This is a genomic window from Streptomyces sp. NPDC006265 (assembly GCF_040613555.1).
GTDB lineage: Bacteria > Actinomycetota > Actinomycetes > Streptomycetales > Streptomycetaceae > Streptomyces.
The window spans coordinates 1-6499 of sequence record NZ_JBEXSH010000510.1; the positions used below are offsets into that span (position 1 = coordinate 1).

The following is a 6499-nucleotide window of genomic DNA, read 5'->3' on the forward strand; positions in this document are numbered from 1 at the left end:
GGTCCGCACGGCGGTCGTGGTCGCCGGACCCGAGGTGGGCGGGGGGCGGATCGACTCGGGGTATCTGCTGCTGGTGCCGCACCGGGTGCCCAAGCAGCTCGACGAGCTGGGCGCGAGGGATACGAAGATCGTCGTGACCTCGGACCTGGACGAGTACGCGATCGCCTCGCTGGCCGCGGCGCCGGTGGACGCGTACGGCGTCGGTACGCAGCTGGTGACCGGGTCCGGCCACCCGACCTCCTCGATGGTCTACAAGCTGGTCGCGCGGGCCGAGTCCGCCGACCCGAAGGCACCGCTGGTGCCGGTGGCCAAGAAGTCCAGCGGCGGCAAGACGTCGGTGGGCGGACGCAAGTGGGCCGCGCGGCGGCCGGACTCCTACGGGGTCGCCGAGGCCGAGGTGATCGGCACCGGGCCGGTGCCCGCCGGGCTCGCGGACCGGCAGTTGCTGGTGGAGCTGGTCAAGGGGGGCGAGGTGGTGGCACGTGAGCCCCTGGACGCGGCGCGCGAGCGGCACACGAGGGCGCGCGCCGGTCTGCCCATGTCGGCCACGCAGCTCTCACGCGGGGAGCCCGTCCTTCCCACGGAGTACCTGCACGAGTCCTCGGGTAGCTAATTGCGGTGTGCCGTGATGTGCGGACCCGCGACCCCTCCCGTCCGCTCCTCCTTGTCAATAGGCTCGGTGGTTCAACGGCCGGGCTTGCCGACCTCATAGCCGAAGGACACCGACCATGCGCCGCGCCTTGATCGTCGTCGATGTGCAGAACGACTTCTGCGAGGGGGGCAGCCTCGCGGTGTCCGGCGGTGCCGATGTGGCCGCCGCGGTCACGGAGCTGATCGGGCAGGCCGCCGGGTCCGGCTACCAGCACGTCGTGGCCACCCGCGACCACCACATCGCCCCCGGCGGCCACTTCTCCCCGAACCCGGACTACGCCCGCTCCTGGCCCGCGCACTGCGTGGCCGGCACCGAGGGCGTCGGCTTCCACCCGAACTTCGCCCCCGCCGTCGCCTCCGGCGCGATCGACGCGGTGTTCGACAAGGGGGCGTACTCGGCGGCGTACAGCGGTTTCGAGGGCGCCGACGAGAACGGCACGCCGCTGGCCGACTGGCTGCGCTCCCGCGACGTCACCGAGGTCGACGTGGTCGGCATCGCCACGGACCACTGCGTGCGCGCCACGGCGCTGGACGCCGCCCGGGAGGGCTTCCGTACGCAGGTCCTGCTGGACCTGACGGCCGGGGTGGCGCACGAGAGCACCGAGCGCGCCTTGGAGGAGCTGCGCGAGGCGGGCGTGGAACTGTCGGGCAAGCCGGTCGTGCAGTAGGCCCGGTCTCCGGCGGGCCCCCGCGGTTCAGGTCTGGGGCGTCGGGCGCCGCAGGAGGGCTCTGATCGGGCGCCACAGCTCCTGGACCAGCTCCGGGCTCGACGCGACACCGTTGCCGGGGGCCGTGCGCCATATCAGGCCGTCGGGGTGGTGCAGGACCGCGGTGATCTCGTCGGGGGTCGGAGGGGCGGCGTTGCCGCGCAGGTAGACCGACCGCAGACCGAGGTTACGGAGCCTGGTCAGGGCCCGCGCCCGGTTCGCGGAGTGGACGAGGACGCGGACGGCGCCGGGGCCGTCGGCGGCGGGGCTGGGCAGGTTCAGTGCCACCACCACCGTGCCGTTCGGCAGCTTGCAGAAGCCTCCTGCGGCCATGCGCTCATCCCCCCGTGTCGGTCGGTGTCAATAAGAGAGTCACAGGACGCACCTAAACACGGATCGGCGGTGACCCGCCAGTGGGTCACCGCCGATCATGTTCTGACCTGCAAGGATGCGGATTACCTACCCGCGGGGCCGACCTCCAGCTCGATCGTCGAGCCGTTCTTGGCTTCCTTGAGGATCTTGATCTTCGTGTTGGTGTCAGTGATCTTGACACCCGCGGTCGGGTTCGACTCGTCGTAGTAGTCGTTCTTCCGGTCGTTGAAGACCGAGACGCCCTTCGAGCCCGGGATGTACTTCGCCACGTCCGCCTTGTGCAGCGTCATGCCGCCGGTGCGGTAGCGGCTGAACGGCGAGTCGTAGGCCTGGACGCGGTTGCGCATCAGGGTGCCGTCGGCCCACTTCAGCGCGTCCGGGTGCGAGTCGATCGGCAGGACCAGACCGGTGCCCTTGTGCTGGCTGGTGTTGTTGTCCACCTGGGAGGTGTCCCACTTCCAGATCAACAGGCCGTTCTGGTACGCGTAGTGCTCCACCCAGTCCGGGCGCGCCGTGAAGCCGAAGTTGTACGGACCGGTCTTCAGCGTCTTGTCGTACGACACGTACTGCCGGTTCTCGGCGATGTAGTACTGCGCGTAGTCCTTGGTGAAGGACGCGCCGATGCGGGAGAAGCCGGTGGCCTTCCACGCGCCGTCCGCGGTCTCGGCGTTGTCGGAGAAGACGGGCGCACCGTCGGCCGTCACCGTGATCGCGTCGGCCGCGAAGCCCTTCTGGGCCACGCCGCCGTCGGTCTGGTAGCGGAAGCGGAGCTCGATCTTCTTGCCGGCGTAGGCGTCGAGCGGGAAGGCGAGCTTCTTGTAGCCGTCGACCGTGCCGGTCAGGACCGGCTTGTCGCTGGCGTCACGCTGGATCGGCCGGCCGTCCACCGTGCCGTCCACTGCGGTCCAGTTGGCGCCGCCGTCGGTCGAGACCTCGGTGTAGAGGAAGTCGTAGTTGGCCTCGATGTCGTACCAGCCGTCGAGGGTCAGCTGCGCCTTCGACTTGCCGGTCAGGTCGACGACACGCGTCAGGGTGTTCTTGAGGTTGTCACCGCTGCCGCTCCACCACTGGGTCTTGCCCTCGGCGGGGGTGACGACCTCGGTGGTGACCGCCTTCTTGGGGAGGTCGACGACCAGGGCCTGCTTGTGCTTGGTGTTGTACTCGGCGAGGCCCAGCTTGTGCCAGGAGTTGACCCCGGCCTTGGCCTTGTCGTAGTTCAGCCAGCCCAGCTGCATCTTGTCCCAGGCGGTCATGTCGCCGGGCAGGTCGCCGATCTCGTTCTTGCCGGTGCCGAGCCAGGACCCGGACGACATCAGCGTCCAGAAGCCGGTGGAGTTCTCGCCGCCCGAGGTGTCGTAGTGGTCCGGCAGACCGAGGTCGTGGCCGTACTCGTGGGCGTAGACGCCGAGTCCGCCGTTCTCCGGCTGGACGGTGTAGTCGCCGACCCAGATGCCGGTGGAGCCGATCTGCGCGCCGCCGAGCTTGTTCTGCTCGGGGCCGCTGGCGCCGGCGTCGGTGCCGAAGGCGTACCAGCGGTGGGCCCAGATCGCGTCGGTGCCCTGGGCGCCGCCGCCCGCGGACTCGTCCTCGCCGGCGTGCACGATCTGGAAGTGGTCGATGTAGCCGTCGGGCTCGTTGAAGTCGCCGTCGCCGTCGAAGTCGTAGCGGTCCCACTCGTCGAACCGGGCGACGTCCGCCTTGATCTGCGCGTCGGTGCGGCCGGCCGCCTTCTGCCGGTCGACCCAGGCGTTCAGACCGTCGCTGACGACGTTCCACACGCTCGAGCAGTTGGTGTCACCGCAGGCGTTGTTGCCGTAACGGGCCTCGTTGTAGGGGACCTTGACCCAGTCGGAGACCTCGCCGTCGACCGAGTAGCGGCCCGAGGACTGCTTCTCGTAGTAGGTCTTGACCGAGTTGACGCCCTTGCCGTGACCGAAGTACAGGTCCTGGAAGTGCTCCTGGTCGTAGTCGGCCCTCCACGCCGTGGAGTTGTCCTTCTTGCGGTCGGGCTTGGCTATCGTGTTATGCAGCGGGCCGGGGGTGCCGCCGTAGCGGCTGTCGACCTTGTCGCCGAACTCGACCAGGATCGTGAAGATCTTGTCGGTCTTCTCGCGGCCGAGCTCGACGTACTTGTTGTCGCCCTTCTTGCCCTTGAGCTGGACGACCTTCGAACCTTCGCGCTTCTTGACCTTGTTCTTGCCCGATATGACCTGCTTCAGGGCTTCCTGGCGCTGAGCGTCCTGTGTCTTGCTCAGCGGGCCTTCGAGGTCGTGCTCGTCGTGGTGACGATCCGCCGGGTCATGCCGGTCCACGGTGGTGGACCGGGGGGCCGAGGCGTCGTCGGCCGCCGCGTACGTCGAGGCGGTGGCGGTGGCCGCCGCGAGCGCCACGCCTATGGCGGCTGCTCTGAACGTCCAGGGTCTACTGGTCACTTGAGATCCTCCCCCGCGTTCGGGCGCGCGGCAGGCAGGGTCCCGGTCACGGAAATCCGCGCGCACGTGATCAACGCGTGTAGTCAAGTGACGACATTTGACTAGAGGTTTAGAAGAAAAGACAGACCTTGACTTGGACAAGCCAAGTGCACTATGCGGAGGCGACGTTCGTTTTACGGACAACCAAACGGTTGTCCCGCGGCCCTCCCCACCGGCCGTGCGGGCGCGTACATATGTCCACTAGGTGGACGTCATGACTCCGTGCGCCCCCTGTGCACCGCCCTTGTTGATTAGGTCACGCTTACCGCCGGTTCCGGTCGGGCACCCTGGCGGTGAGAATGTCGGTTGGCGGAGCGCCCGGAAGCCGGCGTCATGCCAGGCCGACACCACCGTGGACCCCCACTTTCGAGGACATGATGGCCATGCCCCGTCCGACTGCCGCACAGCTCGCCTACGGTTCGTGCACCGTGATCTTCTCGACCCTCGCCATGCTGCTGCTGTCTCAGACGAGTTCGGGTGCGGGGATCGCGGTCATCTCCGTCGCGGCGCTCGCCCTCGGACTGCTGGTCGCCATGACCGTGCCGCTGCCCGGGAAGCGCCCGGCCGCGGTGGAGCAGCCCGCGCCCCAGGAACCGCTACGGGCGTCGGTCCCGGCGCCGGCCCCGGAGCCGGTACGCGAACGGGCGGCCTCCTGACCGCCCGCCGCACCCCAGCCGATCCTTCTGTACCTCACTTCGTGCTGACCACGACCGTTTTGGCCGCCTTGTCGTGCAGGCCCTGCTTGTAGGGCCGGTCGAAGTAGCTCCAGCCGCCGCAGACCGCGGTCCACACACAGGCGCAGCAGAAGGCGAACGGGATCCACAGCACCGCGGCGCGCGCCAGCGCGTTCTGCACGGAGGGCGTCGCGCCGTTGTCCAGGTTGGCCACCCGCATGCGCAGCAGTTTCTTGCCGAGGGTCTGGCCGGTCCGCGCGGTCAGGACGGTGTCGTAGGCGATGTAGAGGACGGCGGCGACCGCCGACTGCCAGAACGACTTGCTGATCTCGATGCGGTCGCTGTCCACGTCGTACTCGTTGACACCGAAGCCCCAGGTGAGCAGCCAGACGACGACCCCCACCAGGATCATGTCGATGATGCGCGCGAGCGTGCGCATGACGCTGTCGGCGAGCGGGGGCATACCGGCGAGGGGGTCGGTGGGATAGGAGCCGCCGCCGTAGGGGCCGCCGGGACCGCTCGGGCCGTTCGGGCCGCCACCCTCGTACGGCGGGGGCTCGCTGCCGTAGGGCGAGCCCGCGCCCTCACCGGGCGGCTCGTCCGGGGGGCGCTTCCGGAACGGGTCGTCGTCCGGAGGCTGCTGACCGGAGCCGGGGGGCGGTTCACTGCTCATGGCCCGAGTCGACCGCGAACCCGCGGGCTGCGCATCCGGCAGACGGCCGTCCGAGGGAGCTCAGCCCGCCACGAAAGTGTGTGCGGCCTTGTCGTGCCAGCACTGGCGCCAGGGCCGGTCGAAGAGGCACCAGGCGACGCCGACGATCCCGACGACGAGGAGCCCGGGCACGCTGTAGACCAGCCAGCGGCGCAGGGCCGCGCCGAACTCCGGTGCGCCATGGGCCTCGATGTCCCGCACTTCGAGACCCATCAGCTTCTTGCCGAGGGTGCGGCCCCACCTGGCGGTGGGCAGCACCTCGCACAGGACCCCGGCGAGCAGCAGGACGGCCAGGATGATGCCGAGGTAGATCGAGGTCGTACCGTCGAGCAGCCAGACCGTGACGGTCTCGCCGGAGAGTTTGGCCGCGTCGATCTTCTCGTTGACGTGGTCGAGCGCCTTGGTGCCGAGTGGCACGGCGGCCGAGGCGGTGAGGGCGGCGAGGACGACGGTGTCCAGCAGCCGGGCGGCCAGACGCTTGCCCAGTCCCGCGGGGCGGGCCTCGGCCTGACGGCGGGCGGCCGCCTGGAACACGTCCTCGACCGGCGGCTTCCAGGGCGCGACGGGCTGCTCGTCACCTCCGCCGGCTGCGGCGAGCCGGTGCACCTGCTGCGCCCAGGAGGACTGACCGCCGCCCGGGCCCGCGCTGAGGGGAGGGCCGGAGGAGGCGGCGGCGCCGGGCTGGGCGCTGCCGGGTCCGGCGGACTGCGGAGGGACGGTGGGGGCCCCCTGCGGCCCGGACAGTGCGCTCGGGGCGACACCGGAGGCCTGTGCGGCGGCGCTCCCGGCCCCCGCCTGCTCGGCGGAGGCCCGGGCGGCGGCCGCCTTCCCGGCGCCGAAGCCCGGCCCCGCGGAGCCGCTCTGGGGGACGGTCTGCCCGGCCTGCGCGGCTAACGCGGGTCCCGACGGGCC

The 6499-nt window shown here is 70.1% G+C and carries 6 protein-coding genes and 1 pseudogene; 3 read left to right on the forward strand and 4 right to left on the reverse strand.

The window, feature by feature from the left end; all coding sequences use genetic code 11:
- Together ABZ281_RS32110 and ABZ281_RS32115 are read left to right on the forward strand one after the other, a co-directional pair.
- A pseudogene (locus ABZ281_RS32110) lies at positions 1 to 613 on the forward strand (nicotinate phosphoribosyltransferase); the annotation flags it as partial.
- A gap of 115 nt (positions 614 to 728) precedes the next feature.
- Positions 729 to 1319: a nicotinamidase gene (locus ABZ281_RS32115; protein WP_356661206.1), complete on the forward strand. Its 591-nt coding sequence runs from the start codon at positions 729 to 731 to the stop codon at positions 1317 to 1319.
- Between the two features lie 27 nt (positions 1320 to 1346).
- Here ABZ281_RS32115 and ABZ281_RS32120 read toward each other — a convergent pair whose 3' ends face one another.
- Positions 1347 to 1691, reverse strand: coding sequence for a hypothetical protein (locus tag ABZ281_RS32120; RefSeq protein WP_356661208.1), 345 nt, complete (start codon positions 1689 to 1691; stop codon positions 1347 to 1349).
- Between the two features lie 122 nt (positions 1692 to 1813).
- Positions 1814 to 4162, reverse strand: a complete 2349-nt coding sequence (locus tag ABZ281_RS32125) for an immune inhibitor A domain-containing protein (RefSeq protein WP_356661210.1) — start codon at positions 4160 to 4162, stop codon at positions 1814 to 1816.
- Positions 4163 to 4578: 416 nt separating this feature from the next.
- On the opposite strand from ABZ281_RS32125, the gene ABZ281_RS32130 reads away from it, so the two are divergent.
- Entirely contained in the window at positions 4579 to 4857 is a 279-nt protein-coding gene (locus tag ABZ281_RS32130; RefSeq protein WP_306933870.1) for a hypothetical protein, read from the forward strand.
- Between the two features lie 34 nt (positions 4858 to 4891).
- Here the strand turns inward: ABZ281_RS32130 and ABZ281_RS32135 are convergent, their stop codons facing one another.
- Positions 4892 to 5548, reverse strand: coding sequence for an RDD family protein (locus ABZ281_RS32135; protein WP_356661212.1), 657 nt, complete (start codon positions 5546 to 5548; stop codon positions 4892 to 4894).
- Between the two features lie 60 nt (positions 5549 to 5608).
- A partial coding sequence (locus ABZ281_RS32140; protein WP_356661214.1) for an RDD family protein occupies positions 5609 to 6499 on the reverse strand: 891 nt, incomplete at its 5' end.